22 protein-coding genes are annotated in these 26262 nt (G+C 41.3%); all 22 read left to right on the forward strand.

All coding sequences use genetic code 11. The features are described from left to right. The first annotated feature begins 6 nt into the window (after positions 1-6). The 22 genes from C4S54_RS10995 to C4S54_RS11100 all read left to right on the forward strand — a co-directional run bounded on the left by C4S54_RS10995 (position 7) and on the right by C4S54_RS11100 (position 26233). Positions 7-816 carry a glycosyltransferase gene (locus C4S54_RS10995; RefSeq protein WP_242973791.1) on the forward strand — a complete coding sequence of 270 codons (810 nt, stop codon included), beginning with the start codon at positions 7-9 and terminating at the stop codon, positions 814-816. Next, positions 817-1929: an EpsG family protein gene (locus C4S54_RS11000; RefSeq protein WP_103869569.1), complete on the forward strand. Its 1113-nt coding sequence runs from the start codon at positions 817-819 to the stop codon at positions 1927-1929. 10 nt (positions 1930-1939) lie between these two features. Further along, on the forward strand, positions 1940-2884 hold the full coding sequence (locus tag C4S54_RS11005; protein ID WP_103869570.1) for a glycosyltransferase: 945 nt from the start codon (positions 1940-1942) through the stop codon (positions 2882-2884). Then, positions 2881-4158: a glycosyltransferase family 4 protein gene (locus C4S54_RS11010; protein WP_103869571.1), complete on the forward strand. Its 1278-nt coding sequence runs from the start codon at positions 2881-2883 to the stop codon at positions 4156-4158. Before C4S54_RS11005 ends, C4S54_RS11010 begins: the two co-directional genes overlap by 4 nt. Before the next feature lie 9 nt (positions 4159-4167). Further along, on the forward strand, positions 4168-5361 hold the full coding sequence (locus C4S54_RS11015) for a glycosyltransferase family 4 protein (protein ID WP_103869572.1): 1194 nt from the start codon (positions 4168-4170) through the stop codon (positions 5359-5361). A gap of 7 nt (positions 5362-5368) precedes the next feature. Further along, entirely contained in the window at positions 5369-6604 is a 1236-nt protein-coding gene (locus C4S54_RS11020; RefSeq protein WP_103869573.1) for a hypothetical protein, read from the forward strand. Next, entirely contained in the window at positions 6597-7604 is a 1008-nt protein-coding gene (locus C4S54_RS11025; protein ID WP_103869574.1) for a glycosyltransferase family 2 protein, read from the forward strand. Before C4S54_RS11020 ends, C4S54_RS11025 begins: the two co-directional genes overlap by 8 nt. Continuing rightward, complete coding sequence (locus C4S54_RS11030) at positions 7601-9166, forward strand: hypothetical protein (protein WP_103869575.1); 1566 nt, start codon at positions 7601-7603, stop codon at positions 9164-9166. The genes C4S54_RS11025 and C4S54_RS11030 overlap by 4 nt, the downstream gene beginning before the upstream one ends. A 76-nt stretch (positions 9167-9242) precedes the next feature. Then, positions 9243-10448: an ATP-grasp domain-containing protein gene (locus tag C4S54_RS11035; protein ID WP_103869576.1), complete on the forward strand. Its 1206-nt coding sequence runs from the start codon at positions 9243-9245 to the stop codon at positions 10446-10448. After that, entirely contained in the window at positions 10445-12373 is a 1929-nt protein-coding gene (pseF, locus tag C4S54_RS16385; protein ID WP_103869577.1) for a pseudaminic acid cytidylyltransferase, read from the forward strand. The genes C4S54_RS11035 and pseF overlap by 4 nt, the downstream gene beginning before the upstream one ends. Beyond that, the gene (pseI, locus tag C4S54_RS11045; protein ID WP_103869578.1) at positions 12374-13447 is read left to right on the forward strand and encodes a pseudaminic acid synthase; all 1074 of its coding nucleotides are present in this window, start codon (positions 12374-12376) and stop codon (positions 13445-13447) included. It abuts the gene before it with no gap. Between the two features lie 12 nt (positions 13448-13459). Beyond that, positions 13460-14545 (forward strand): UDP-2,4-diacetamido-2,4,6-trideoxy-beta-L-altropyranose hydrolase, encoded by a 1086-nt coding sequence (pseG, locus tag C4S54_RS11050; protein ID WP_103869579.1) that lies wholly within the window; start codon positions 13460-13462, stop codon positions 14543-14545. Continuing rightward, positions 14542-15600, forward strand: a complete 1059-nt coding sequence (locus C4S54_RS11055; RefSeq protein ID WP_103869580.1) for a glycosyltransferase family 2 protein — start codon at positions 14542-14544, stop codon at positions 15598-15600. The genes pseG and C4S54_RS11055 overlap by 4 nt, the downstream gene beginning before the upstream one ends. Position 15601: 1 nt before the next feature. Further along, the gene (locus tag C4S54_RS11060) at positions 15602-16672 is read left to right on the forward strand and encodes a glycosyltransferase family 52 (RefSeq protein WP_103869581.1); all 1071 of its coding nucleotides are present in this window, start codon (positions 15602-15604) and stop codon (positions 16670-16672) included. Positions 16673-16692: 20 nt separating this feature from the next. After that, the gene (locus tag C4S54_RS11065) at positions 16693-18441 is read left to right on the forward strand and encodes an ABC transporter ATP-binding protein (protein WP_103869582.1); all 1749 of its coding nucleotides are present in this window, start codon (positions 16693-16695) and stop codon (positions 18439-18441) included. Beyond that, positions 18438-19550 carry an acyltransferase gene (locus C4S54_RS11070; RefSeq protein ID WP_103869583.1) on the forward strand — a complete coding sequence of 371 codons (1113 nt, stop codon included), beginning with the start codon at positions 18438-18440 and terminating at the stop codon, positions 19548-19550. The genes C4S54_RS11065 and C4S54_RS11070 overlap by 4 nt, the downstream gene beginning before the upstream one ends. Next, positions 19544-21289, forward strand: coding sequence for a hypothetical protein (locus C4S54_RS11075; RefSeq protein ID WP_103869584.1), 1746 nt, complete (start codon positions 19544-19546; stop codon positions 21287-21289). Before C4S54_RS11070 ends, C4S54_RS11075 begins: the two co-directional genes overlap by 7 nt. A 13-nt stretch (positions 21290-21302) precedes the next feature. Then, the gene (locus C4S54_RS11080; RefSeq protein WP_103869585.1) at positions 21303-21758 is read left to right on the forward strand and encodes a GtrA family protein; all 456 of its coding nucleotides are present in this window, start codon (positions 21303-21305) and stop codon (positions 21756-21758) included. Positions 21759-21784: 26 nt separating this feature from the next. Then, the gene (rffA, locus tag C4S54_RS11085; protein ID WP_103869586.1) at positions 21785-22921 is read left to right on the forward strand and encodes a dTDP-4-amino-4,6-dideoxygalactose transaminase; all 1137 of its coding nucleotides are present in this window, start codon (positions 21785-21787) and stop codon (positions 22919-22921) included. A 15-nt stretch (positions 22922-22936) separates the two neighbouring features. Then, positions 22937-24700, forward strand: a complete 1764-nt coding sequence (locus C4S54_RS11090; RefSeq protein WP_103869587.1) for a glycosyltransferase family 39 protein — start codon at positions 22937-22939, stop codon at positions 24698-24700. A gap of 79 nt (positions 24701-24779) precedes the next feature. Beyond that, positions 24780-25295: a GNAT family N-acetyltransferase gene (locus C4S54_RS11095; RefSeq protein WP_103869588.1), complete on the forward strand. Its 516-nt coding sequence runs from the start codon at positions 24780-24782 to the stop codon at positions 25293-25295. Beyond that, positions 25292-26233 carry a glycosyltransferase family 2 protein gene (locus C4S54_RS11100; protein WP_103869589.1) on the forward strand — a complete coding sequence of 314 codons (942 nt, stop codon included), beginning with the start codon at positions 25292-25294 and terminating at the stop codon, positions 26231-26233. The genes C4S54_RS11095 and C4S54_RS11100 overlap by 4 nt, the downstream gene beginning before the upstream one ends. The last annotated feature ends 29 nt before the right edge of the window (positions 26234-26262 follow it).

Consider the following 26262-nt stretch of genomic DNA (forward strand, 5'->3'; position numbering starts at 1 on the left):
AGATGCATGCCAGAGAGGCTACAGATACTGGTTTCAGCTGTAAATAAAAATATAGACAGTCTTCTTGAGGATATGAACATTTCCTCAGATGCTGTGATCGTAAATCAGATAATAGGTGAAAAAGCGCCTGACACTGAGAAAAAAAGAGAGTTTAAAGGCAGAGACATCCTGGTCCTTCAAAGAAATGAGAAGGGTGTTGGCCTTTCCAGAAACACAGCTCTTGAGCACGCTGATCACGAGATCATCCAGTTTGCCGATGATGACATTATCTATGATGATGGCTATGTGCAAAAAGTCCTTGATGAATTTGACGCTCATCCCGAGGCTGACCTTCTTCTTTTTAACGTAAAGGCTCAGGAAGGCAGAGAAACCTACTGGAATGAGGACTTTGCAAAGGTTAACTGGAAAAATTATGGAAGATATCCCTCCTATGCAGTATTTGCCAGGAGAGAAAAGATAATAGAAAAAAATGTGAGATTTTCTCTGCTTTTTGGCGGTGGAGCACCCTATATGAACGGCGAGGACAGCCTCTTTTTACATGACTGCTTAAAGGCCGGCCTTAATCTTTACAGAACCACAGTTGTTGTGGGACATGAAAGACCAAATGAGTCTACCTGGTTTAAGGGCTACAACAACAAGTTCTTTTTTGACAGAGGAGTCCTATACCATTTTCTTTACGGGAAAATGGCTAAGGCTCTGGGCTTTAGATATTTATTAAAAAATAGAAATATCATGTGTAATGAAATGGGACTTTTTAAGAGTGTAAAGGTACTGTGGGACGGAGTTGACCACGGAAAGACACTAGAGAAGGTATAAATGGCGATATATCTGACACTGACTGCAGTAGTTGTGCTTCTGGCACTACTTCTTAGGCAGACGAAACTAAATATCGGAAGCGGTACAGTGACAAGACAGGGAGCAGTAAACGTAATAGTTTTGCTCTTTATCTTTTCTACGCTGTTTTGGGTTTCTGCCCTGAGAGTAAACGTGGGCAATGACTACGCCAAGTACGTTGAGTTCATGCACCTGGTTTTCAGCCACGCCTATGTTCCTACGGAGCCCGGATTTAACGCTTTGACCTATGCAATTTATTACCTTTGCGGATTTGAGAATTATATTCTGGTTTTTGCAGTATTTACCTTTTTTACCGTTTTATTTTTTATGACAGCCATGTGGCAGCAGAGCGAGTGGTTTTCCTTCAGCTTTATGATGTTCATGCTGCTTGGTTACTACTTCCAGTCAATCAGTACAGTTAGATATTACCTGGCCCTTGGAATGGCCCTGTATTCAGTAAAGTTTGTACTGAAAAAAGACTGGCCAAGATTTCTTTTGATGGTCTTGATCGGAGCACTTTTCCACAAATCCGTGTTGGTGATCCTGGTCTTATATCCCCTTGCTTCTATCAAGTGGAGAAGGTGGATGTATGGGCTTTTTGGACTCATGTGCATATCCTGCCTCTTTTTGCAGGATCTTTATCTGAAAATAGTGATATTCTTATATCCCTCTTACAAGGATACGGAATATCTTTCAGGCGGAACAAGCCCTGTTAGCATATTAAGGTGTTTTTTAATACTGGTGATATCCCTGTGGCTGTTTAAAGATGTGGTAAATACAGACAAGCGCTATATGTTCTATTTCCACTGCAATATCATGGCTCTTGCCCTTTACGTATTTGGATCTTTTTTACCTATAATCTCCAGAATCGGTTATTACATGACAGTTACACATATACTGTTTATACCGGCTCTTTTGCTTCATATCAGGGATGACAGGAAAAAGAAACTTCTGACGGTTTTGACAGTTCTTTTCTGCATAGGGTATTTTGCCCTTTATATGAGGGGAGCTTCAGCGGATGGAGTCAGGATACTTCCCTATAAGACAATTCTTTTCGATGAGATGCCTCTGACACTTTCAGAAAGGGGCTACTAAGGAGCGACATATGAAAAAGCCTTTTTTTACTATAATTGTAGTTTCATATAATCCGGGAAAAAGAATAATCGACACCATTGAGAGTATCAAAAAGCAGACCTATGACAGCTACAGGGTCCTTATCAAAGACGGAATGTCAACTGATGGCTCTATAGATATGCTCAGGGAAAAGTACAGGTTCTCTGCTGATGGCAAAGATGCAGAAGGAAAAATGACTCTTGTTGAGAGCTGCGACAATGGTATCTACCATGCTATGAATATTGCAGTTTCCTATCTTGAGGAAAAAATAATTGATGCCAGGGGCAAAGACCTGGATGAACAGACAGATGAAGTGAGGATTTTAAGGGCAGGAGAAGCTCCTTCCTATATCTATTTCTTAAATTGCGGCGACGAGTTCAGAGATGAAAACGTTTTACAAAATGTACATGATTTTATTGTGAGTAGGCAGGAAAAAGAGGGCACAACACTTCCTACTATTTTTTATGGAGACATTTTTGACCAGACAACGGGAAACAGGATTCCTTCCAATCCGCATATTGACGACTATGCCTGCTATAGAAATGTTCCTTCACATCAGGCCTGCTTTTATGATGAGAGGCTGATGTTTGGCAATCATTTTGACCTTAAATACAAAGTCAGAGCAGACTATGAGCAGTTTTTGAGATGCTTTTACAGAGAAAAAGCGGTGACTGACTACATGGGCATAACTATTGCCAACTATGAGGGCGGCGGATACTCAGCCCAGAATAAAAAGATATCTGAAGAAGAGAGAAAAGAGATCATAAAGCACTATCTTACAGGCTCTCAGATCAGAAAATACGACTTCCTCAGGGTTGTGACTTTTGCCAAATTCAGGACATTTCTTGATTCCAACAAAGTGACTTCCAAGGGGTACAATCTTGTAAAGAATGCCATCTACAATGTCAGAGGTAAAAGAGAGGATAAAAAGAATTGAGAGTACTGTGGCTTTGCAACATAATGCTTCCGGTATATGCCAGGGCAAAAGATATCTCTTTTTCCGTTAGAGAGGGATGGCTTTCCGGGTGCCTTGAAAGGCTCCAAAAAGCTGATGATAATAAAATAACACTGGCTATTTGTTTTCCGAAAGAGTCCGAAATAGTTCAGGATAAAGAGGAAATTGAAGGCATCACATTTTATGGATTTGATGAGGATCTTACTCACCCTGAAAACTATGACCAGTCTCTTGAAGGAAGATTCCATGACATATTAGAAGATTTCAAACCTGATATTGTCCATATATTTGGCACGGAATTTCCACATACACTTGCCATGCTTAAGGTGATGGATGATCCTAAGAAAGCTCTTGTGGGAATCCAGGGCCTTTGCTGTGAAATAGAAAAAGATTATATGGCGCAGATTCCTGAAAAGGTTCAAAACTCAGCAACCTTCAGGGACAGGCTAAAAAAAGATTCCCTTCTTGATCAGGTTGAAAAGTATAAGCTAAGAGCAGACCATGAGAAACAGGCGATTTTGCTGACAGGAAATATCACAGGAAGAACTGCTTTTGACAGAAGTGTCACTTCTAAGATAAACCCAAATGCCAAATATTTTGCCATGAATGAGACCATGAGGCCTTGTTTTTACGCTGGCAAATGGGATGAAAAAAATGTGGAGCCCCACAGTATTTTTTTATCTCAGGGAGATTATCCACTTAAAGGTTTTCATTTTGTACTTCAGGCTATGCCAAAGATTTTGGAAAAATATCCGGATGCTCATCTATACGTTGCCGGCAACAATATAATTGGCAAGGGAAAGAGTAAGTACCCATATTTTTTGAGAGCCAGTGCCTACGGCAAATACATTAAATCCCTTATTTCCGCAGGAAAGCTGAAAAATAAGGTGACTATGGTGGGACTATTATCCGATCTTGAGATGAAAGAAAGATACTTAAAGAGCAGTCTCTTTATCTGCCCGTCAATTCTGGAAAATTCTCCCAATTCAGTGGGAGAGGCTATGCTTTTGGGAGTTCCTGTTGTAGCATCAATGGCCGGTGGAATCCCAAGCCTTATAAATTCAGGCAAGGACGGAATCCTTTTTGAGAGAGGAAATGTGGACGAACTTGTAAGAGCCATATTGCAGATGTGGGATGAACCTGTGATTTCTTCTGTTTATGGAGAAAATGCAGCAAAAAAGGCAAGGATCACTCATGATCCTGATGCCAATTATAAGAGGCTTCTTGAAATATACGATGAGATCAGCAGTAAATAAGGGGAAAACATGGTAATTACTTTTGTGTCCAATTACATAAATCACCATCAGATCCCGTATTGCAATGCTATGGAGAAGGTGGCCGGAAAAGGCTCTTTTACCTTTATCCAGACAAGTCCTATGGAAAAAGAGCGAATAGAAATGGGATGGGCTGTTGATCCAAAAGCTTATCCTTATGTTGAGCTTTTTTACGAAGACCGGGAAAAGTGTGAAAAACTTATTTCTGACAGCGACGTTGTGATCTTTGGCTGGTCCGACGAACTTATTGAGAATCTTGAAAAAAAGAGACTTTCATCAGGGAAGCTCTCTTTCAGGCTCAGCGAGAGAATTTACAGGGAAGGCCAGTGGAAGGCAGTAAGCCCCAGAGGTCTTATAAAAAAGTATCATCAGCACTTAGTTTACAGGCATAAGCCGGTATATCTTTTGTGTGCCGGAGCATACGTGGCATCGGACTTTGATCTTATACGCTGTTATCCACACAAGAAGCTAAAATGGGGATATTTCCCTGATATCAGCAGCATAAATGTGGATAAAGAGCCTATATCCGGCAGAAAAGTTAAGATCTGTTGGGCTGGGAGGCTTATCAAGCTAAAGCATCCCGAATTTGCTGTGAAGGTTGCAGGACTACTTAAGGAAAAGGGATATGATTTTTCTCTTGATATAGTGGGAGATGGCAACCAGAAACAATCTCTTGAGAAGCTTGCAGCAGATATGGGACTTTCGGACCTTGTGAATTTCGTTGGACAAAAGAACCCGGCTGAAGTTTTGGAGTATATGAAAGCTTCTGATGTATTTCTTTTTACAAGTAACTACCTGGAAGGCTGGGGAGCAGTTGTTAACGAGGCCATGGGCTGTGGCTGCGCGGTGGTTGCTTCAAGGGAAGCAGGCGCTGTTCCATTTTTGATAAAGAATGGCTATAATGGATATTCTTATGTTAATGGAAGTTTTGAGGATTTTTCCGGGAAGATCCTGAGCCTGTTTGAAAACAAGGAAAACATAGAGGCTTTTGGTGGAAAAGCAAGAGAAACTATAGAAAAATTGTGGAATGCCGAGAATGCAGCAAAGGAATTTGTAAGATTTTGCAGTGAATTCCTTGAAGGAAAAGAGCCTATGCCGGCTGCAGACGGCCCCATGAGCGAAGCTATTAATATAAGACCTGCAGGATTTTTGAGGACCATGCAGGAAGATAATCACTTAGAATGAGGAAATTATGAGATCTATCGACAAGTTTTTTGAAACAGAAATTACTATTTTTGGAGTGACCATCACGCTTTTTGATCTGTTCTTTTTTACGATCATTGCGTGCCTTGGACTTTACTTTAGACTATCACTTTACGACATTGCGTCAGGTGACTACACTCTTGCCTTTGCGGATTGGATGAGAGAGTGTCACGAGGCAGGCGGATTTGCTTACCTTGGTATTAAGCCCGGCGTCAGTGATGCAAGTACCTTCGATTACAACTGTATGTTCCAGTATATAATCGTGATTCTTCACTATATTGGCGGCGGGATCGACGATATGTATCTGGTAAAAACAGTTTCTGTCATATTTGATTATGTTGCAGCTATTACTATCATGCGCATTGCATATAACGTTACAGCCGGAAGTGTCAGAAAGTCTCTTATGGCTTTTGCGGCAGTTATGTTCCTTCCTTCAGTTGTACTTAACAGCGCAGCTTGGGCTCAGAATGATTCAATCTTTACATCATTCATTCTTTTATCTCTACTCAGTGTTATTAAGGGAAAAGATAACAGGGCATTTATATATCTTGCGTTATCTTATAGCTTCAAGCAGCAGGCCATTTTCTTTATGCCATTTATCATAATCATGTGGCTCAAGAACAGAATTAAGATCAGATACATCTTATGGGTTCCTGTAGTTCACGTTGCAGCAATGATCCCATGCGCCATTGCCGGAAGAAGCTGGGCTGACCTTCTTGGAATCTATGGAAAACAGGTAACAATGTTTTCAAGACTTTCAATGAACTATCCAAGCATCTACACCATTATCGCATCAGACCTTTCAAAGGATGTAAGGAAGATCATCATTTCAGCCGGAACAATGGCTACAGTGATAATAATGGGTATGATAGCTTACTATTCCTATAAAAAGAGATTTGAAATTACCACAAGATTTATGATAACTCTTGTTATATTTACAGCGGAGGTATGCTGTTTCTGCCTTCCTGCAATGCACGAAAGATATGGATATCTTCCTGAGATATTAACTGTCGTATATGCGCTCTTTAGCTACAAGAGAATGCCTGTATGTGCAGCACTTCAGGTTATAACTATGATCACATATTCAAGATTTTTATTTGGCTCAACAGTTCTTTCACTGTGGCCACTTACCTGCGCAATGCTTGTGATCATACTGATCATTGGTTATGACCTCTACCTTCAGATGAATGTTCCTGAAAAGAGCACGGAGATTGTAAATGGCTAGTTTAGATAAGTCGCTGACTGTAATCATACCTGCATATAATGTGGAAAACCTTCTTGAAAAGTGCGTGGAATCTGTGGCAATGCAGGATTATCCAAAAGACCTTCTTGAGATAATCGTTGTAGATGACGGATCTACGGATGGGACGCTTTTAGTTGCAGAAAAACTCGCAAAAAAGTATTCCAATATGAAGGTTATCCACAAAGAAAACGGCGGATCAAGCAGTGCCAGAAATGTGGGCATTGAAGCTGCTTCAGGCGAGTACCTTGGCTTTGTTGACAGCGACGATTTTGTTGATGAGCATATGTATTCCACTCTGATTGAGGCCGCAGAGCGAAATGATGCAGATATGGTGCAGATATCAAGGGACGAGATAGCAGAAGATGGAACAAGGCTCCCCGATGTTGTAACTCCCCCTGATTCAGAGGAGATAATAAGTCCTGCGGAGCAGATGAAAAGGCTTCTTATGCATGTGGGAGATGCCTCTTTTTGCACCAAGATAACCAGGAAAAAGATATTTGATCAGGGCTTTAGATTTCCAGAGGGCGAGCTCAATGAAGATTTCTATCTCATGATACATGTCATGAAGTATGTAAATAAGCTTGTTATCCTACCTGAGCAGTATTATCACGTGTTCTACAGGCTTGGCAGCAACTCCAGGAAAAATAAGGAAGATAAGGACTATTTTCCATCAGTATTTACCGACATTGTGAGAAACGCAGACGTTGCGCTGGAACTGGTAAAAAAGGACTACCCGGAGCTTACAAAGGTTGCCGAGAGATTTGGATTTGTCCAAAGGCTTGACTATCTTTTGCACATACCTGTTTCTAAGATGACAAAAGACAATGGATTTTACATGGACGTTGTTAAAAATATCAGGGGAAATTTTGGCAAAATGGTGTCTAACCCACTTTTGACCACAAAGCAGAAAATGTATCTTTGCATTTTGGCGCCTGCCCCAAGATTTGTTCGAAAGGCACATGCCAGGGTAAGAGGGCTATGAGTAATATCAAAAGAGCTTCAATCTACATAATAATGTTCATATCTCTTTTAGTCAGTGTGTTCTATGGCTTTCAGAAACAGGGCTATCACGAGGATGAGTACTATACCTATTACTCATCAAACAGAAGCCTTGGCCTTTATGAGCCTGACAGACAGTGGCAGGACAGACAGACCATCATTGATGAATTTGTGGTAAAAGAGAGAGAGGGCTTTAACTACGGACTTGTAAAGCTTGTTCAGTCCTGGGATGTACACCCGCCTGTTTACTACATGATATTCCACACCCTTTGCTCCATTGTACCGGGAACATTTACCAAGTGGACAGGAATAATCACCAATTTAATAGCTTTTGTTATTTCATTTCTTGCGCTGGCAGCACTGATGGGGAGACTCGGTGTTCCCTATTATGTGAAGCTTATGACTCTTATATTCTGGGGAATCAATCCGGCTACCATTTCAAGCAATATGCTCATCAGAATGTATGCTTGGCTCACAGCAGCAATTTTTCTCTGCGCTTACACCCATGTGAGAGTCATGCAGGAATATGACAGATATAAGAACAGGGTAAAAGACTTTATTATAAAGCTCATGCTCCCTGTAATGGCCGTTTCCTATGTAGGATTTCTTATCCAGTACTTCTACATTTTCTTCTTTGTGAGTATCGGATTTAGCCTGGCGGTATGGATGTTCTTTTATAAAAAAGATGTCTATAACACACTGATCTATGTTGTGTCCTGTGCTGTATCGCTGGGACTTGCAGTGCTTACTTATCCAGCCAGTGTTCATCACATGTTTGGGGGCTACAGGGGAAGTGATGCAGCAGGAAGCCTTTTTGATATAAAGAACTCCCTTGTAAGACTTTCATTTTTCATTGGACTTCTTAATGACTATGTCTTTGCAGGTGGACTTATAATAGCAGCTCTTTTGCTGGTAATGGCCATTATGGCCCTTATGATAAAAAATAAAAAGCACAAAAAGATCAAGCAGGAAGCAGTTCTTTTGACGATTGGAACTCTTGGGTACTTCCTTCTGACTGCGAAATCAGCTCTTTTGGTTGGAAGTGCTTCAAACAGATACGAGATGCCAATATATGGTCTTATTATCCTTCTTCTTTTTTGGGATATTTACTATGTATTTGATGCGGCGGAGAGCAAGACTTATCTCTATGCCTTTACTGCAGCTATGGCGGCATTTCTTTTAAAGGGCCTTATCTATGATGGGAATGTGCTATTCCTCTACAAGGAAGATGTAGCCAAGATTCAGTATGCTCAGGATAATAAAGATTCAATAGCGGTTGTTATGTATAATCCCGCCACACCTTATAATGTATGGCGTTTAACTGATGAACTTTTAGAGTATGACAAGGTGTTCTATATGAATGAAGAAAACCTTGAACCACTAACTGACACAAGTGTCACTGATGCAGAAAAGATAATTCTTTATGTAGCTGACGAAGACTGTCAGGAGCAGGCTATAGAGAATCTGACAAACGCCTGCCAAAATATAGAAACTAAAACCTACATAAGTGGTGAAGACATGTGGACCACCTATGAACTTAGATAGTATTTTTATCAATAAAATGAACAGCAAACTACATTGCGCAGGCTATGATATACTGTAATGTAAAGTGAGGAAATGTATGAGAGCAGCAGTTATTGGCGCCAGCTCGGAGTCAATTTATACAATTGGAAAAGCAAAAGAAATGGGCATTGAAGTGGTTGCCCTTGACGGAGACCCTAATGCTCCGGGACTTAAGGCAGCTGATAAGTCCTTTGTCGTAGACATAAGAGATGTGGAAAAAGTCCTGGAAGTACTTGATGAAAACAGGCCGGATGTGGTTTTACCGGTGCCCATCGGAAGGTACCTTACAACTACGGGAGCTGTCAATGATCACTACGGACTTTGCGGTGTTTCAGAGCATGCAGCAAAGCTTTGCACTGATAAATATGAGTTTCACAGAATCTTAAGTGAGAGAGGGCTCAGAAATGCGGAGCTGTATCTCATTCCTGCAGGGTGCGAGTACAGCGACCCGGATGAGCTCAATGAGCAGTACCCGGTGGTGGTTAAGCCCAGATTTGGCTCAGGAAGCAGAGGTGTTCAGATCTACAACACAAAAGAAGACCTGGTAAAGGGCTTTTTGCTGGAGATGCCCTATGATGAGGATTACTGCATTGAAAGCTGCATAGAAGGCCCTGAATATGGAGTTGACGGCGTATTTACAGACGGGATCTTTCATCTGATCCTTCTTAGAGGTAAAAGAAATACCCTGCCTCCCTACAGGGAATGTGTAGGTTATTATTCTATAATTGAGGATGAGGAAAACAGAGCCTTTTTTGAAATGGTAAAAGACCTTATGCAGAAGACAGGAGAGGCCCTTGGCTTTGAGAATAACCTTATCCACGCTGATATCATCAAGGATGTAAATGGGAAGCCATTTATCATTGAGACCTCAGCAAGACCATCGGGCCATAATCTTCACAATCTCTTTACCCCAATGGCAAGCGGAGTGGATGAGGTTGTAGAGTTCATAAAGTATGCGCTTCCTGATCTTGGAAGAAGATATGTTTTTGAACCCAATGTTAAAAAGCATATGATCATCAGATATTTTGATTTTGAAAATGTCAGAGTAAATAAAGTGCCGGAGGAAAAGTTCCTCAAGGAAAAATATCCTCTGAAGGCATGGAACTGCAATATAGAAAAGGGCATGACCCTTGGAAAAGTGACAAATGGCGCCTCAATTATGGGAAGAGGCTTCTTTGTACTTGAAGGCTCATCCAAAGAGGAGCTTGACCGTTTGTGTGATGAGATAAAGAGCGAGTTTGAAGTGGAGGAAGTAATAGAGTGACAAGCGTTGCAATTATTACAGCCAGGGGCGGAAGCAAAAGAATCCCCGGAAAGAACATAAAGGAATTTTGCGGAAAGCCCATAATTGCATATTCGATATCTGCTGCTATTGAAAGCGGAGCATTTGATGAAGTAATGGTCTCAACTGATGATGAGGCCATAGCTGAAGTTGCCAAAAAGGCAGGAGCAAAGGTCCCATTTATGAGATCCAATGAGACTTCAGGTGATTTTGCAACAACCGATGAAGTTATCGCTGAAGTCCTAGGTGCCTATAAAGAAAGAGGCATTGAGTTTGACAGATTCTGCTGCATTTATCCAACAGCTCCTTTTATAACAGCCCAGAGACTTTCAGAAGCAATGAAGTGCCTGGATACCCACGAATCAGTTACACCTGTTACACAGTTTTCATATCCTCCACAGAGAGGCTTTATTATAGAAAACGAGAGGCTTGTGAGAAAGTATCCTGAGTTTGCTACTACAAGATCTCAGGACCTTGAAAAGCTCTACCATGATAGTGGCCAGTTCTATGCTTGCAGAACAGATGCCTTTTTCAGGGATAACACAACAGACGTTGATGATATGGTCCCTGTTATCTTAAGCGAAGATGAAGTTCAGGATATAGATACCTTTGAGGACTGGAGAATTGCCGAGGAGAAGTTTAAAGCTCTCAGGGCAAAAAAGGAAAGAGCAGCTAGCGATGAGCATAGGCTCTTTGATGACGCCTCATTAAAAACACCTTATTATAGGATTGATGAGAGTGCACTTGATGCGGATATCAATATGCTGAAAACCGCACTGCAGGGCAGTTGGAATAATTACATCTGTTCTTATTCAGTAAAGACTAACTCCCTTCCATGGCTCCTTGCCCACTTTAGGGACAACGGCTTTTTTGCTGAGGTCGTTTCAAAGGAAGAGTACGAATTATCAAGAAAAATAGGCTTTAGAGCCTCTGATATTATCTATAACGGACCTATTAAGGACAAGGATACCTTTAAAGAAGTTCTTTTAAACGGTGGACTTGTGAATATGGATTCAAGTTACGAGCCTGAATGGTTAAAAGAGCTGGCAGAGTTCCGCCCTGATAAGACTTTTAACGTAGGTGTCAGAGTAAATTATGATATAGCAAAGCTTATTCCTGATGAAGTTCTTGCAGATGAAGAGGGAAGCAGGTTTGGCTATTGCTATGAAAACGGAGAGCTTGAAAAAGTAATAAACAAGATCAAAGCTCTTTCAAACGTAAGAGTTGCAGGCCTTCACCTTCACTCATCAACAAAATCCAGATCTACAGAGGCTTATAAGGCCCTGGCCAAGGTGGCAGTACTCGTTGCAAAAGAGTATGACCTTTCACTTGACTATGTGGATATGGGAGGCGGCTACTACGGCGGAGTAGAGGGAAAGCCTGACTTTAGAGATTATGTACCTGCTATAGCAGGAGTTCTTTCAGAGTATTTTGATGTAAATAAGACAAAGCTCGTTATGGAACCCGGTGTATCCATGGTTTCATCAAGCTTTAATTTTGTGACAAGTGTTATTGATACAAAGGATGTAAGAGAGCACAGATACGTAATAATTGACGGAAGCAGAGTCAATATGAACCCTCAGGTTACCAGAAGATGGTATCCACACAGGCTTGAGTATAAGGGAAAAGAGACTGACAGAGCCCTCATCCCATCACAGATGGTCTGCGGTGCTACCTGCATGGAATATGACAGAATGTTCCCGGTTGAAAATGCTGGTGAGTTAAAGGCAGGAGACAGAGTAGTGTTTACAAACGCTGGCGGCTATACAGTCTGCCTTACACCACTTTTTATACATTATTTTCCTGCGGTATATGTAAAAAAGAGTGATGGTTCTTTTTACGAAGCCAGAAGTCCATGGACTAACGAGGAATTCATGATGAAGAACCATTTCCAGGAGGGAATTTAAATGCCCAGATTTGAATTAAACCAGAGGATAAAGCTTGCTGATCACTATATTGGCAAGGACGATCCTGTGTATATCGTTGCTGAGATGTCAGCAAACCATAATAATGATTTTAACAGAGCAGTTGAGATAATACATGCGGCAAATGAGGCAGGAGCAGATGCGATAAAACTCCAGACCTATACAGCCGACACCATGACAATTGACAGTGACAAGAGCTATTTCCAGATAGATGGCGGAACCCTTTGGGATGGAAAGACTCTTTACAAGCTCTATCAGGAAGCCTATACACCATGGGAGTGGCAGCCAAGGCTTATGGAAGAAGCTAATAAGCTGGGTATGGACTGCTTTTCAACTCCTTTTGACAAGACTTCCCTTGATTTTGTGGAAGAGATGAACATGCCGGCCATCAAGATCGCATCCTATGAGATTACGGATATTCCCCTCATAAGGCTATGTGCAGCCAAAAAGAAGCCAATGATCCTGGCAACAGGCGTGGCACGGATGGACGACATCAGGCTCGCCATTGAGGCCTGCCTTCAGGAAGGCAATAAGGACATTGTTTTACTTAAGTGTGTTTCAGCTTATCCAACTCCTTACGAGGATGTTAACCTCAATATGATCCAGGGTCTTTCTGATGAATATGGCTGTATCATGGGACTTTCAGACCACACAATGGGAGGAACCGTTCCTACAGCAGCAGTAGCTCTTGGGGCAAGAATGGTTGAGAAACACCTGACCTTAAGAAGAGCAGATGGCGGAGCAGACGGCGCTTTTTCAATGGAGCCTGAAGAGTTCGCCGATATGGTAAAGAGCATCAGAATAGTTGAAAAAGCCCTTGGAAGCAGGGATTATAAACTCACTCCTTTCCAGGAAAAGGAAAGAGAAGGAGCGAGATCTCTTTTCATAGTTGAGGATATCAAAAAAGGAGAGGCACTTACCCCTGAAAATATAAGGTCCATAAGACCTCAGCAGGGAAATGGCCTTCCTCCTGTAGAGTATGATAATGTAATAGGTAAGATAGCTTCAAAAGATTTGTTTAGAGGTGAACCACTTCACAAAGAAGATTTTTGCTGATATGGAGGCATAATGGGAAGCAAAAAGATCTGGATCAAAGCAAATGCAAATGAAACAATCGCCCTTGGGCATATGAGAAGATGTATGACTATAGCAAAAGAGCTCACTGACCTTGGCGCAGACGTTCTCTTTATTCTGTCTGAAGAAGAAAGCCATGATATTTTGACCTCTTTGTCCCAAAAGGATGGAGTGAGCTATGAGGCAAGAGTCCTGAATACCATCTTTTCTAATCCCATGGAGGATTTCAAGGTTTTAGAGGATATGCTTGTTCTTGAAAATCCGGATTTCTTTTTAATGGACTCCTATTATCTTGAAAAAGAGTTTTTTGATAAGTTAAACAAGATCATTAAAAAACATGTGTTATCCACAAAAACCGGATATATAGATGATCTCTACAAGTTTGATTACCCGGTTGATATGATAATAAATTATGACCTTGAGATTCCGGAGGGATTTTACAGTGCAGAAAAACAGCTCCTTGGAGTTAAGTATTCTCCCCTTAGAAGTCAGTTCTCCAAATGCGACTACGAGGTAAGAGAGCATGCAAGGAAAGCCTTTCTTTCATCCGGCGGAACAGACCCCTGCCACGTGATCGGAAATATTCTTGAAGAGATTTATTCCGAGAGCAGCCCTTGCAGAAAAGTGCTTGCTTACAACGATTTTGGATGCCTTGTCATTGTGGGAGATCTTTTTGATGAGGATTATAAAAAGCAATTAAGGGAGTTTGCTGCGGAAAATCCGTCAGTTACCCTGTATGAAGGCGTATCGGATATGGCCGATATCATGAAGCAGGCGGATCTTGCAATTTCCGCGGGAGGAACCACACTTTATGAGCTCTGCGCAATTGGAGTTCCAACTGTAGTTTTCAGCATGGCAGACAATCAGATGGAATTTGTAAAGGCCTTTGACAAGGCCGGAGCAGTAAGGTACGCAGGCGATGCCAGAACTGATCACAGGTTGGTTCAGAAAATAGCTACCTGGGGCACTGCCTCTGTTGATAATAAGGGCTTTAGGAAAAGAATGAGCGATAAAGCCAGAAATCTTATAGATGGTAAGGGCGCAGAAAGAATCGCCCGGGAGATTTTGGAGTTGTTATGAAACTTAGTATTATAGTGCCTGTTTATAATATGGCCGGAGACGGAAAACTGGACTTTTGCTTAAAAAGTCTGGTTAATCAGACAATTTCAGATTACGAGATCATAGCAGTTGATGACTGCTCTACAGACAATTCCTATGAGGTATTGCAGCAGTTTCAAAGAGACTATCCGGACAGATTCATAGCTGTTCATTCACCTGTTAACCTTCATCAGGGAGGGGCCAAGAACATTGGCCTTGCCAGGGCAAAGGGAGAGTGGCTTGGATTTATTGATGCGGATGACTGGATTGTTCCTGATTACTATGAAAGACTTATAAAAAGAGCTGAGGAAACAGGGGCAGACATGGTTGGATGCGACTATTGCCTCACAGATGAACACAGCTTCAAGGTTGGAAAGATCGTCCATAACAATAATGATACGCAAACGGGCGTTATGGATAAACAGCGCTACAAGAACCTTCTTCTTGAAACCGGAAGCCTTGTAGTAAAGGTTTATAAAAGAAACCTTATAGTTGGGGATTATGAGCCGGGTACCAAAGAGAAACTAGAGGTGTTCCCTGAGAACATTTTTTATGAGGACAACGCCGTAAGTAATACCTGGATGCTCAGGTCCAAGCATTTTGAGTACATACCTGAGCCTCTCTATTTTTACTATCAGCATCAGGCATCAACTGTCCACAGCATTTCCAAAAAGAATCTTGAAGACAGAATGAGCGCCGGAAGGCAGATAATACAGGAAGCCAGGGATAATGGCTATTTTGAGGACTACAAACTAGAGATAGAATTTCAGTATACAGTGTTATTTTATGTGAATACTCTGTTTTCGGCCATGCCTAAACAGTCACGCCTTAAAGGGTGCTACTCTTTTACAAAGGCTCTGGCAAAAGAAATGAAGGAGACATTTCCTGATTTTCAAAATAACCCATACTATGTAGATAAGATTCATCCGGAGGAGAAAAAACTCATAGCTTATCAGATGAAATCACAGTTGTTTTTTTATTTGTATTACAGATTACTGTGGTTCTACAGGGGATTAAGAAGCGGGAAAAAGAATTAAAATGAAAGACAGAATATACGTATGCCACACCTTTTATCATGTGTATGTGGCATGTTTAAAGGAATTTCAGATTGCTGACGGTGGAAAGGCCACTTTGGTGCTATCCAAGATGTCCAATAATTTCGGCAAAATGGTGGAGAGAGCTAAAAAGAGCCCCATATTTGACGAAGTTTACGAATACGATGAAAAGCTTGATACATTTTTTCCTGAGCTTGCGCCTCTTAAGGAAAACTCAGGAAACATCGCAGTAAACATGCTCAAAAGAATAAAGTTCTGCAGAAAATTTGGCCAGCTCCAGGAGCAGTATGTACCTGTGGACTTTAAGGATTATAAGGAAATCTATGTATTCTGCGATTCTGATCCTATAGGGTATTACCTGAATTACAAAAAGATAAAGTACCATGCCCTCGAGGATGGCCTTGACTGCATAAGATACTATGACACAGCAAGGTACGATAACAGAGGCCACTTTAAGTTTAAGGCTTTTATGGCATCCCTTGGACTTATCCACATTCAAAATGGCTATGGAAGATATTGCATCGATATGGAAGTGAACGATATATCCGTGCTCAAATACCCATGTCCTAAGTATGTAGAGCTTCCAAGAAAGACCTTAACTGACAGGTTAACTCAACAAGAAAAGAACCTTATGCTGGAGCTTTTTGTGGATAACCCAAAAGAAATTCAGGAAAAAGTGGAAGGAAAGGGCAAAACTCTCCTTGTTTTATCAGAACCTTTATGTGACCTTGACACCAGGGCTAAAATATTTAAGGATATTATTCGTGATTATGGAACAATAAATGGTCAAAAAGCAAGCGTTATTATAAAACAACATCCAAGAGATCTTTTGGATTACAAAAAGGAATTTCCTGATGCTTGTCTTCTTGATGGTTCTTTTCCAATGGAAATGTTAAACTTCATTGAGAACGTCAGATTTGACAGACTTGTTTCTGTGTATACGGTTGTTGATTCTATTCAATTTGTGGATGAAAAAATCTATCTTGGCGACGACTTCATGGATAAATATGAAGCTCCGGAGATACACAGACAGAATGAAGCTATTACAGACTAAATTCAGAAGGGTTTATTTTTATGCGTAAGATTTACAAAAAGGTTATGAAGCTACTCGATGCCAGACAAAAGAGGCAGATGGTGGGCATAGTTATAATGATGCTTATAGGCGGCGTTCTTGAATCTATGGGAATAGCGCTTATAGCTCCTGTTATGCAGGTGGTTGTTGACCCTGAGCAGATCCAGAAGAGCAAGGCACTCTCATTTATTTATAACCTGTTTAATTTCACATCTCCAACACAGCTGGCAGCCCTAATTATGGTAATGCTCATTCTTGTGTTTGTAGTTAAGAATGTTTTCCTGTACTTCATGAATGTTGTTCAGCTCAGATTTGTATATACCAATCAGTTTGCCACATCAAGGCGCATGATGATCAATTTCATGCAGAGACCTTACGAGTACTATTTAAATGCTGACACAAGTGTCATTCAGAGAAACATAACATCTGATGTTAATAACATGTATGGCCTTATCCTCAGCAGCCTTCAGCTTATTAGTGAGATCATCGTATTTATCTGTCTTGTGGCTATCCTTATCAGCCAGGACGCAGAGATGACCATTACGATCGCAGCTCTCCTTGTTGTGGTTCTTCTTGTAATCAAGTACTTTATCAAGCCCGTTATGACCAAGGCAGGACAGGAGAACCAGGATTACTACAGCGGACTTTATAAGTGGATTGATGAATCTGTTACAGGTATAAAAGAGATCAAGATCGCCAATAAAGAGAACTACTTCATAAACGGTTACGCAGACTGCGGAGCAGGCTATGTAAATGCAGTTCAGAAGTACAATCTTTACAACTCAACACCAAGGCTTTTGATCGAGACCATTGCTATTGCCGGAATGGTCGGATATATGCTTGTTGTTATGGCCAGAGGAACCAGCCTTACTCAGCTCCTTCCTCAGCTTACTGTCCTTGCAGCTGCAGCAGCAAGACTCCTTCCAAGTGCCAACAGAATTAATAACTACCTTACATCAATTGCTTATTTTGAGCCATTCCTTATGAATGTAAGTGACAATCTCCAGATGGAGATCCACGATGGCTCAATATCATATAACAGCGACGACTACAGGAAAAAGAAAGAAGTTGAAAAGCTCCCTGTTCTTAAGAGCATCAACCTTGATAAGATTTCCTATAAGTACCCTGGAACTGACAAGCTTATTCTCGATAACGCAGACATGGAGATACCTGTTGGAAAGTCAGTTGGTATCGTTGGAACATCAGGCGCAGGAAAGACAACTATTGTCGATGTCATGCTGGGGCTTTTAAAGCCTGTTAGTGGCCACATCTATGCCGATGGCGTGGATGTAATGGAGCACTATCCACAGTGGCTTAAAAATATTGGATACATTCCGCAGACAATCTTTATGATCGATTCTACAATCAGGAAAAATGTAGCTTTTGGCTATGCTGATGATGAGATCGACGACAACAAGGTATGGCAGGCCCTTAAAGAGGCATCCCTTGATGAATTCGTAAGAAGCCTTCCTGAAGGACTCGATACCAAGATCGGTGAGAGAGGAATAAGACTCTCAGGTGGTCAGCGACAGAGAATCGGCATTGCCAGAGCTCTTTTTGAGGACCCTGAGGTACTTGTTCTTGATGAGGCTACCTCTGCTCTTGATAACGAGACAGAGGCAGCTATCATGGATTCTATCAACCGTCTCCATGGCAGAAAGACTCTTGTTATCATCGCCCACAGGCTTCAGACTATTGAAAAATGCGATATGGTTTACAGCATAAATGACGGAAAGGCCGTGATCAAATGACAAAAAGAAATGCTAACTTTGAACTCTTGCGAATAATAGCAATGGTTATGATATTGGTTTTGCACTATAACGCTCACTGCGACACACTTCTTCACCTTGGGGAGAATGTCACAGGAGTTCAGGCATATGCCACTATCTTAGAGGCCTTTTGCATCACAGGACTTAACACCTATGTATTTATTAGTGGTTATTTCCTTTCAGGATCAAAGGTCAAAGTTAGCCGTATCCTTCAGCTCATTTTTCAGGTTTATTTTTATACTATACTGATCTCAGTGGCTATGATGATTGCAGGAACCTACGTGGTTCACCCTGCTGATAACATCTACAAGATGGCTCAGTATATTTTCCCGATATCTTCTGAGCACTACTGGTTCGTGACAGCCTATATCATCATGTATGTGCTGGCGCCTGTACTTAACGCAGGTATCCACAACCTTTCAAGAAAGCAGATGAAGGCAGTTATCATAGGACTTTTGATCTGGTTCTGCATCATAAAGAGCTTTGTACCTGTAATGTTTGTCACAGACCACGCTGGATACGATTATGGATGGTTCATAGTTCTTTATCTCATTGCCGCATACATTCGCAAGTACGATGTAAAGGTATTTTATAATGCCAGAAACAGCATGATAGTTTTCCTTGCATCAGGCGTTATTATCGCTGCCATGAGCTTTGTTCTTTACTATATCAACCTGATGACAGGTGGCTTTATCTATTACGCAGAAGTTCCTATCCACCTTAATTTCTTTTTCACTCTGACAGGGTCCCTTGGGCTGTTCTCATTCTTTAGATATTACAGGGTAAAAGAAAATAAGGCTGCGGATGTTATCAGATTTGTTGCCCCATTTACCTTTGGGGTTTACCTGCTTCATATGCATATTGAGATGAAAGACAGATGGGTAGAGTGGATCGAGCATCTTATCGGCGAAGTTCCAACTTACAGCGTACCTCTCTATGCCCTTCATCTGGCAGCTTCGATCGTGATCATTTTTGCGGCAGGCGTATTTGTTGACTGGATCCGCAAGATGATATTTGAGTACGTAGGCAGAGTCTTGCATGACACTTGGCTCTTTAACAAAATAAGACAGTTGGATCAGGACTTATGTTAAAAAATATCAGAAGCTATTTTTACAATTTAAAAAAGTATCAATCACCGCTGGAAAGATATTTCTTTCCGGTGGTTCTGCTATTATACCCTTTGATCGGTGTCAATCAGGGACTTGATATATCTGACACCATGTATTCCCTTACCAATTATGAATTTATAGAGACCCTAAATCCTATGTGGCTCTTTTCCACATATTTAAGTAATGTATTCGGGGCTGCGATCATGCATCTTCCCGGGGCAGGAACCATGCTTGGCTTTAGCATCTATTGCAGCTTTGTAACAAGCATTATTGCCCTTGTTTCCTACTATTTCCTAAAGGGCTTTATGCCGGGATGGATGATCTTTATCGGCGAGTTTATAGCAGAGAGCATCTGCTTTAGCCCGAGAGTTATCCTCTATAACTACCTTACATATCTCTTTTTTACTCTTGGAACGGTCTTTCTTTTGCTTGGAATTTTTGCCTGGAAAAGGCAGAACCTTTACCTCTTTGTGGCAGGAGTCTGCCTTGGACTTAACGTAATGGTAAGGTTTCCAAATATTGTTGAAACAGCGCTTATCCTTGTTCTGTGGTTTTACGGATTTATAACTAAAGATAAGTTTCAGGAGATCCTTAAAAAGACCGGTGTTTGTATACTGGGATTTGTAGCAGGATTTGCAGTGCCATTTATATTCACAGTTGCGAAATATGGCCCGTCCGCCTATGTTTCCGGGATCATGGGGCTTTTTGGCATGACAGAGGGAGCATCTGACTACTCATCAGGTGGAATGATAGGCCTTATTCTTGAAGCTTATATGACTTCAATTTCCAACATGGCCATAATGGTGCCCTGCGTAGCTGCAGGGATCATCATGTTTTTACTTATTCCTGAGAAATACGTGATGGTAAAAAAGATACTCTTTATCTGCGGATTATTAGTTCTTACAAAGTACTATTTTGCGACAGGAGTTTTCACAAGAAACTATTACTACTACGATTCAATGTTCCAGGCGGCCATGATGTTCATCATATTTGGCATCATTTTAGCCCTTATCGGAAGCCTTGGGATCTTAAATGGAAGCAGGCAGGAGCAGACACTTGCCTTTGCAGCTCTTTTGCTCATCCTTGTAACTCCAATAGGCAGCAACAACTATACATTCCCAATTCTAAACGACCTGTTTTTAATAGCACCTATTATTTTATGGCTCTTTAGAAGAATGATGCAAAGAGCCGGAGAAGGACATTTTAACTTTGCCTGGGAAGCTATGTTTACATTTGTCCTCATAGTTCTTTTTATCCAGGGAGCTCTTTTCCACCTGGGATATTCATTTATGGACGGCGCAGATGGAACACCGAGGGATTCTTACGTGAGTATAGCAAAGGCAGAGCATATGGTCACAACAGATTATAATGCCCAAACTCTGGAGGAGCTTTCAGAAATCCTTAAAGCCAATGATCTCTGCGATACAAAGGTCATCTTATTCGGTGGAATCCCCGGAATCTCATATCTTTTTGACCTGTATCCTGCAATTGACACTACTTGGCCTGACCTTGACAGCTACAGCGTTGATAACTTCGATAGTCAGCTTATGGAGCTGTCAGTTTCAGGTGCACCTACACCTACCATAATCATTGGAAAAGACATGGCTGAGTACGCCAACATAGGAATGAAATATGATATTTTATTGGACTATATTGTAAATCACGATTATAATAAAATCTTCGAGGGCGATCGTTTTATTGTGTTCGCCGAAAACAGATAATAGGAGTAATGTTATGAATAAACTTTTGGCGCAGATAGCTAAATTTGGTGTTGTTGGAGTCATTGCCTTCATCATCGATTACGTAATTTACAGAATTTTTAACGTAGTGTTCGAGACTACAGGTTTTAGCACTGTATTTCCACAGTATTACCTGATCTCAGCGCTTCTTGGTTTTACAGTTTCAGTTATAGCCAACTACATCCTCAGCTTTAAGTTCGTATTTGAGAGAAAAGAGGATATGAGCAGGAAGAAAGAGTTCGTTATCTTCCTTGTTCTTAGCATCATCGGTCTTGGAATCAACGAGATATGTCTTTTCATTGGATTCGACGTGATCTATCTCAACTGGCCATGGCTTCAGAGCTTCATGAGCGCAGGCTTTGCCAAGGACGTATTCTTTAAATTTGGTGCAACCGGCGTAGTAATGGTTTATAATTTCATATCAAGAAAGATTTTCCTTGAAAAGAAATAACTTACTTGCGAAGAGAGGCTAAAGTTATGAGAATTAATTTTAATGTTCCACCATTTACCGGAAAAGAGTTCGATTATATAAAAGAGTGTGTTGAAGCCCAGAAAATTTGTGGAGATGGTAAATACACTGCTCTTGATAACGAGTGGATAGAGAAAAAGACAGGAGTATCTAAGGCGCTTCTTACAACCTCCTGCACACATGCAACAGAGATGGCCGCAATCCTTGCAGGAATAAAAGAGGGCGATGAAGTTATCATGCCTTCATTTACTTTTGTTTCCACTGCCAATGCTTTTGCACTTCGTGGAGCTAAGATCATATTTGTGGACATCAGACCTGATACCATGAATATCGATGAGACCAAGATCGAGGCTGCCATCACAGAGAAGACAAGAGCAATCGTACCTGTACACTACGCAGGTGTTGGCTGTGAAATGGATACTATCATGGATATAGCAAAACGCCACAACCTCCTTGTTATTGAGGATGCAGCTCAGGGCGTAATGGCTACATACAAGGGCAAGGCTCTTGGTGCAATCGGTGACTTTGGTAACTACAGTTTCCATGAGACCAAAAACTACAGCATGGGTGAAGGCGGTGCACTTCTTTTAAGAGATGAGACCTATGTTGACGATGCCATCATCATCAGAGAAAAGGGTACTAACCGTACACTTTACAAGCTTGGTAAGGTTGATAAATACAGCTGGATCGAGCTGGGATCTTCATATCTTCCAAGTGATATGAATGCAGCTTATCTCTATGCCCAGCTTCAGCTTGCAGATGAGATAAATAATAACAGACTTAAATCCTGGAACAGATATTATGACGCTTTCAGAGATATGGCTGAGAAGGGACTTATCGAGCTTCCTTATGTGCCTGCTGAGTGCGTTCACAATGCTCACATGTTCTATATCAAGTGTAAAGACTTTGAGGAGAGACAGGGACTTATTGATTACCTTAAAGCCAATGATATTCTTCCTGCTTCTCACTATATTCCGCTCCACTCTTCCAAGGCAGGACTTCGCTTTAGTGAGTTCAGAGGAGAGGATAAATACACTACCAAAGAGAGCGAGAGACTTCTTCGTCTTCCTATGTACTACAACCTTAAGGAAGAGGACCTTGATGAAGTTGTTATGAGGGTAAAGGAGTACTATAGATTTACTTAAATTTGGAGTCAGATTATGGGGAACACATCAAAAAGCTTAAATCTAAAAGGGAGTGCAGCAGTTGCTTTCCTTGTTATGCTCTTTAATGCTATTGGTGGAGACTACTTTTTTGACTTAAATGATGACGTCCTTATGAAGGATATTCTCTCCGGTGCCTACACAGGCGTTCCGGAGGGACACAATATACAGATGCTGTATCCAATAAGTGCCCTGATCTCTGTCCTTTACAGAATTTCAGGGGCTCTTGACTGGTACGGCATCTTTTTATGTTTACTTCAGGCTCTTTGTGTATTTATCATCACTTACAAGATACTGGAGATATCTAAGGATAATAAGCTTTGGCTTATGTCCCTTGCTTCGAGCTTGTTTTTGATGCTTGGAGTTATCGGAGCGCATTTCTTATTTGTTCAATATACCTTCACCTGTGGCTTTTTATCGGCAACAGCTGTTATTTTAATTTTCACCCACAAGGAAAAAGACAAAAATCTGTACCTTGCAGCCGTTCTAATAGCCATAGCATATCTTCTCCGCTCCGAGATGCTTCTTTTGACACTTCCTGTTGTAATGGTTGGAATACTGATAAAATGGGCGCTTACAGGAAAAGAGTTCATGAATTACTTAAAACTCCTTATTTCCATTGCCCTTATCATTGTTGCAAGCCAGGTTATCCACAAAGTGGCCTATTCATCCACTGACTGGAAGGATTTTACAGACCTTTTCAATGCAAGGACAGAGCTCTACGACTTCCAGTACATCCCTGATTATGCGGAGAATAAGGAGTTCTATGAGAGCATCGGCCTTTCTGAGAGCGAACAGCACCTTCTTGTGAACTACAATTTTGGCCTTGATGATGAGATAAATGCGGACACGCTTTGGGCTGTGGCTGAGTACGCAGATAAGCTAAAGACTGATGAGATCCCGCTTCCTGCGCAGCTTCGCCAGGCAGCAGGCAAGTACCTGTACAGATTAAGACAGGTTTCCTATCAAAAGAGCTTTGAGTACCCAATGACAGATTTTCCTTGGAACCTGGTTGCATTTATTTTGTATGTTGGAGTTTTCCTGATGTATCTTTTTCCTAAGAATAATAGGGAAAAGAAAACTTCCCTTCTTGCAATAGCTTTGCTGGCTCTTTTGTTTGCCTGCAGAACCACGCTCTGGCTCTATATTATCGTTAGAGGCAGGGACCCAATAAGGATCACCCATCCCATGTACCTTATGGAAATCGTAGTTCTTTTGGGAATGCTGTATTTAAGGGCAGAAAAGAGCCTAAAAATAGCCTTGGGAACTTTGGCAGCTCTTATAATTGTTTCTCTTGTATCCATTCCTAATCAGGTTTTTGTCTTGAAAGCTGAGATGGCATCCAGGGAAAAGATGCGCCAGCACTACGATGCACTCTATGACTATTTTGCAGATAATAAGGATAACTTTTATTTTATAGATGTTTATACAAGCGTTTCCTGCGGCGAGGACATGGCAGAGGGCGAGACATTCTTTTCAGAAAAAATGTTCAAGAATGTGGATAACACCTATGCAAATCATGATCTCATGGGAGGCTGGGCGTCAAAGAGCCCTCTCACAGAAAAGAAATTTAAGGCCTTTGGCTTTGATTCCATGCAGGATGCGATCCTTCTTGATAATGTGTACGTGGTTCAGAATAAGTCTGAGGATATAGAGTGGCTCACTGACTACTACACCGAGAAAGGCTATGATATTGGGGTCACACAAGTGGACACAGTGGCTGACGCCTTTGGAATCTACAAGGTTAGTCTGAATGATTGATGATAGTTATTAAGCGGTAGATATATTTGATATTTGATATAGTAACCTGAAAATTTATAAATACTTATGTGGAGGATTTATGTTAGTTGTTGGGGAGAAAGTGGCTCTTCGCCTCATGACAAGAGAAGATACCGACCTTATCGTCAAGTGGCGTAACAACCAAAGAGTCAGAGACAATTTTGTTTATCGGGAAAAGTTTACAAATGAGACCCACGAGAACTGGATAAAGACAAAGGTTGAGACAGGAGAAGTAGTTCAGCTTATCATTTGTGAGAAGAACAATGACAACAGGCCTGTAGGAAGCGTGTATTTCAGAGATATTGATAATACCGCCCACAGCGCAGAGTATGGTATATTTATTGGTGAGGATGATGCCATAGGAAAGGGCTATGGCAACGAGACAGCAGTCCTTGCAACAGAGTATGCAAGAAAAGAGCTTGGCCTTACAAAGCTTATCCTCAGGGTATTTACCTACAACGAAGTTGCCATAAGAAGCTATGAGCACGCAGGCTTTGTTAAGATAAAAGACCTCCCGCTGGTTGAATGCAGTGATGGAGAGAAAAGTGATATGATACTTATGGAGCAGAAGATATGAGCAAAAAATTGGTGAGTTTTGTGATTCCATGCTACAGATCAGAGCAGACTCTGGAATCAGTTATAAATGAAATAGACGAGACTATGGCAGGGATGGATTATGACTATGAGATCATCCTTGTTAATGATGGTTCCCCTGACAATACCTGGGGTAAGATCCAGGAAATAGCAGGCAAAAGAACTGATGAAAGAGTGTTTGGCATAACCTTTGCCAAGAACTTTGGTCAGCACGCAGCCCTGATGGCGGGCCTTAGACATACAAAGGGCGATTTTGTGGTATGCCTTGATGATGACGGACAGACTCCTGCCAATGAAGTGGGCAAACTCCTTGCCGCCCTTGAAGGCGACGCAGATGCAGTCTATGCAAGATACGGCCACAAGCAGCACAACCTTTTCAGAAACTTTGGAACTGCCATGAATGAGTGGATGGCAAGCGTGATGCTTGGTAAGCCAAAAGATCTTTTTGTATCAAGCTATTTTGGTGTCAGAAGGTTCGTAGTGGATGAGATGATCAAGTATGACAGCTCATACCCTTACGTTATAGGCCTTGTGCTTAGAACTACCAAGCACGTGGTAAATGTCGATGTCAATCACAGAAAAAGAGAAGTCGGAACCAGTGGATACACATTCGCAAAGCTCCTTGGATTGTGGATAAACGGCTTTACTGCCTTTAGTATCAAACCCCTCAGGATTGCTACAATGAGCGGCAGCATGCTTGCATGCTTTGGATTTTTGTATGGTATTTATACAGTTATAAAGAAATTTGTAAATCCTAACGTTCCGGTTGGATTTTCTGCACTTATGAGCGCCATCATGTTCATTGGCGGAATGGTTATGCTCATGCTTGGTATGGTAGGAGAGTACCTGGGAAGAGTTTACATCTCTCAGAATAAAAATCCTCAGTATGTCATAAGAGAAACAACTTCCCATAAACAGTAATGAAAAGATCAGTTTTGGGGGCATTAAAG

The organism is Butyrivibrio sp. Su6 (assembly GCF_900108105.1).
In the GTDB taxonomy this organism is placed as follows: domain Bacteria; phylum Bacillota; class Clostridia; order Lachnospirales; family Lachnospiraceae; genus Butyrivibrio.

Bases quoted from the DNA above. Each gene is read 5' to 3' on its own strand.
- pseG (WP_103869579.1), top strand. From the start codon at position 13,460: ATGGGAAGCAAAAAGATCTGGATCAAAGCAAATGCAAATGAAACAATC.
- C4S54_RS11065 (WP_103869582.1), top strand. From the start codon at position 16,693: ATGCGTAAGATTTACAAAAAGGTTATGAAGCTACTCGATGCCAGACAA.
- C4S54_RS11030 (WP_103869575.1), top strand. From the start codon at position 7,601: ATGAGTAATATCAAAAGAGCTTCAATCTACATAATAATGTTCATATCT.
- pseI (WP_103869578.1), top strand. From the start codon at position 12,374: ATGCCCAGATTTGAATTAAACCAGAGGATAAAGCTTGCTGATCACTAT.
- C4S54_RS11020 (WP_103869573.1), top strand. From the start codon at position 5,369: ATGAGATCTATCGACAAGTTTTTTGAAACAGAAATTACTATTTTTGGA.
- C4S54_RS11090 (WP_103869587.1), top strand. From the start codon at position 22,937: ATGGGGAACACATCAAAAAGCTTAAATCTAAAAGGGAGTGCAGCAGTT.
- C4S54_RS11075 (WP_103869584.1), top strand. From the start codon at position 19,544: ATGTTAAAAAATATCAGAAGCTATTTTTACAATTTAAAAAAGTATCAA.
- C4S54_RS11055 (WP_103869580.1), top strand. From the start codon at position 14,542: ATGAAACTTAGTATTATAGTGCCTGTTTATAATATGGCCGGAGACGGA.
- C4S54_RS11095 (WP_103869588.1), top strand. From the start codon at position 24,780: ATGTTAGTTGTTGGGGAGAAAGTGGCTCTTCGCCTCATGACAAGAGAA.
- C4S54_RS11005 (WP_103869570.1), top strand. From the start codon at position 1,940: ATGAAAAAGCCTTTTTTTACTATAATTGTAGTTTCATATAATCCGGGA.
- rffA (WP_103869586.1), top strand. From the start codon at position 21,785: ATGAGAATTAATTTTAATGTTCCACCATTTACCGGAAAAGAGTTCGAT.
- C4S54_RS11025 (WP_103869574.1), top strand. From the start codon at position 6,597: ATGGCTAGTTTAGATAAGTCGCTGACTGTAATCATACCTGCATATAAT.
- C4S54_RS11080 (WP_103869585.1), top strand. From the start codon at position 21,303: ATGAATAAACTTTTGGCGCAGATAGCTAAATTTGGTGTTGTTGGAGTC.
- C4S54_RS11070 (WP_103869583.1), top strand. From the start codon at position 18,438: ATGACAAAAAGAAATGCTAACTTTGAACTCTTGCGAATAATAGCAATG.
- C4S54_RS11015 (WP_103869572.1), top strand. From the start codon at position 4,168: ATGGTAATTACTTTTGTGTCCAATTACATAAATCACCATCAGATCCCG.
- C4S54_RS10995 (WP_242973791.1), top strand. From the start codon at position 7: ATGCCAGAGAGGCTACAGATACTGGTTTCAGCTGTAAATAAAAATATA.
- C4S54_RS11100 (WP_103869589.1), top strand. From the start codon at position 25,292: ATGAGCAAAAAATTGGTGAGTTTTGTGATTCCATGCTACAGATCAGAG.
- C4S54_RS11000 (WP_103869569.1), top strand. From the start codon at position 817: ATGGCGATATATCTGACACTGACTGCAGTAGTTGTGCTTCTGGCACTA.
- C4S54_RS11060 (WP_103869581.1), top strand. From the start codon at position 15,602: ATGAAAGACAGAATATACGTATGCCACACCTTTTATCATGTGTATGTG.
- C4S54_RS11035 (WP_103869576.1), top strand. From the start codon at position 9,243: ATGAGAGCAGCAGTTATTGGCGCCAGCTCGGAGTCAATTTATACAATT.